General features: G+C 49.0%; 2 protein-coding genes. Both read left to right on the forward strand.

What is annotated here, in order from left to right; translation table 11 throughout:
- The coding region (locus NPS56_RS30880) for an RHS repeat domain-containing protein (protein WP_274078158.1) at positions 1 to 1092 on the forward strand (1092 nt) is incomplete at its 5' end.
- Complete coding sequence (locus tag NPS56_RS30885) at positions 1089 to 1463, forward strand: hypothetical protein (RefSeq protein ID WP_046820288.1); 375 nt, start codon at positions 1089 to 1091, stop codon at positions 1461 to 1463. The genes NPS56_RS30880 and NPS56_RS30885, both read left to right, overlap by 4 nt.
- The last annotated feature ends 263 nt before the right edge of the window (positions 1464 to 1726 follow it).

A 1726-nucleotide genomic window follows, 5' to 3' on the forward strand; every position in this document is an offset into this window, starting at 1 on the left:
CTGAACTTCAACACCAGCCAGTTTGACCACGTCAAGGACAACCGCCTGAAGCGCTGGCGGGATCAGGAATATGCCTACGATGCGTGGGGCAACCTGATTGAAAAACGCAGCGGCACGGGCACGCTGCAGACGTTTGGTTATGACTGTGAAAATCGCTTGGTGCGGGTTGAGACGTTGGTTAATGGCAAGCTGGAAAGTACCGGTTCGTATAGGTACGACAGTTTGGGGCGACGGGTTGCCAAGGTTTCAGAGGTCAACGGCAAGACCGAGCATAAGCACTTTTTGTGGCAAGGCCTGCGGATGTTGCGTGAGGAGCGACCGGGGCAGAGCAGTCTGTACCTGTATGAGCCGGGGAGTTATGCGCCCTTGGCGCGGGTGGATCAGGCAGAGGGTGAAGAGCAGCAGCTTTATTACTTCCATACTGATCAGATTGGTACGCCGCTGGAGATGACGGACGCGGACGGGAGCATTGTCTGGCAGGCGACGTACAAGGCTTGGGGGGCGGTTGAAAAGCTGGCGGTCAATGACATCGAGCAGAATTTGCGGTTTCAGGGGCAGTATTTCGATGACGAGACGGGGCTGCACTACAACACGTTTCGGTATTACGATCCGGAGGTGGGGCGGTTTGTAACGCAGGATCCGATAGGGTTGTTGGGTGGGCACAATCTTTATGGTTATTTGTCGAATCCTTTTTCTAGGATCGACCCGTGGGGGTGGTGTGAAACAAAGGGTATGGGAGTCAGTAAATCGGGGCACCATGTCCCCGCTGTGCGAAAGTCAGTAGGTCGACCATTTGAGATTGCAAGATCTGATAAGACTAGACCAACCATATTTCCACGTGGAAAAAATCCAGAGCATTCACATTGGCTTTTGCATGAAGCTGAGCGACCTCATATCGGGCCCCGCCAAGGTGATTTTTCAGGAACAGATGATGAATTGTTTGCGGCTTACAGAAAAGCATATGAAAATATGGATCATATAAAGGTTGATGTGGTTTCACCTAATGGAACGCATGTCTTAGGTGAAAACGTGACACCGCGTACGGCAGTAGACCTTATTGAGAACTGGCTGAGAGAGAGTGGCTTGAGATGACTAGTGAATCTATAAAAGAGCTATCGATTTTAATCCATGAAGAAGATTTTTTTGAAGTGGTTGCTTTGGCTGTTAAAGACTGGGACGAGGCGTTAGACCAAAGAGATAGGGGGGAGTTTGATGCGTCGTGGGTTGAAAGTAATGAGTATTTGAAAAAACTAGACTATAAAACCTCTACTGATGAAAAGGAAATTTCAGCGTTAAGAGAGTTTTCTTTCAAGAAAGTGTTCCGTCTAACGCAAAATTCCGAAGCCGCAAGCTATGTGTCTGATGATATCGGAATGATTGGGGAGGCCATAGCAAAAGGACATGTGAGTGAATGGGTAGCGAGGTTACTTGATTTGTACCGCAAAGGTGAATTTCCCTGTTAGCTTTTGGCGATACGAATCGGCTGCTGAAAATCAACCGGTTAACAACAATCTGGCAATGTCTAAGAAAAAATAATTCACCCACGACCTGATAGGCCACCAGATATAGGGGCGGGACGTGAGGTGAGCTAACGCCATCTGTCGCTCGCTCTTTCAAAATTCATCGAAATAAGTGGCTGTCAACATTGTCTCAGCCACTTTCTCTATAGTAATAATCGACGCCCGCCGCAAGCCACACCTACCTGTGGTGGAACACCCTGGCCCAA

This window comes from Pseudomonas putida (assembly GCF_028682635.1).
Classification (GTDB): Bacteria; Pseudomonadota; Gammaproteobacteria; order Pseudomonadales; family Pseudomonadaceae; genus Aquipseudomonas; species Aquipseudomonas putida_AE.

Excerpts from the sequence above, each read along its gene's own strand:
- NPS56_RS30885 (WP_046820288.1), top strand. The coding sequence starts at position 1,089 with ATGACTAGTGAATCTATAAAAGAGCTATCGATTTTAATCCATGAAGAA.